At 43.6% G+C, this 257-nt stretch carries 1 protein-coding gene; it reads right to left on the bottom strand.

What is annotated here, in order from left to right; genetic code table 11:
• Positions 1 to 59: 59 nt before the first annotated feature.
• Positions 60 to 257, bottom strand: a 198-nt coding sequence (locus HBA93_RS22030; RefSeq protein WP_221724668.1) for a hypothetical protein, incomplete at its 5' end; no start/stop codon positions are given.

Genomic DNA, 257 nt, shown 5'->3' with positions numbered 1-257 from the left:
GATAGATTTTGCTGGAAGCGTCAAAAGCCTGCTTCAGCATACGGTCCAGTTCTTTATTATCAACTTCGCTCATAACTAACCCTCTTGCCGAGCCGTTTTTCCGGCTCAAATTGCGATGAACGATGATCGGCAGAAATGCTTCCGGCGATTATCTGAACCCAGATTGGCAAATGCTGAAACTGAAATGAATTGGTATTTTGCCAATTATTATTGCGTCTGGTGCATAAATGATTTTCTATGCTGTCTGGCTCGGGAGA

It is taken from the genome of Ochrobactrum sp. SFR4, assembly GCF_019730395.1.
Taxonomy (GTDB): Bacteria; Pseudomonadota; Alphaproteobacteria; order Rhizobiales; family Rhizobiaceae; genus Pseudochrobactrum.
This window is presented reverse-complemented; position numbering and strand designations above follow the sequence as displayed.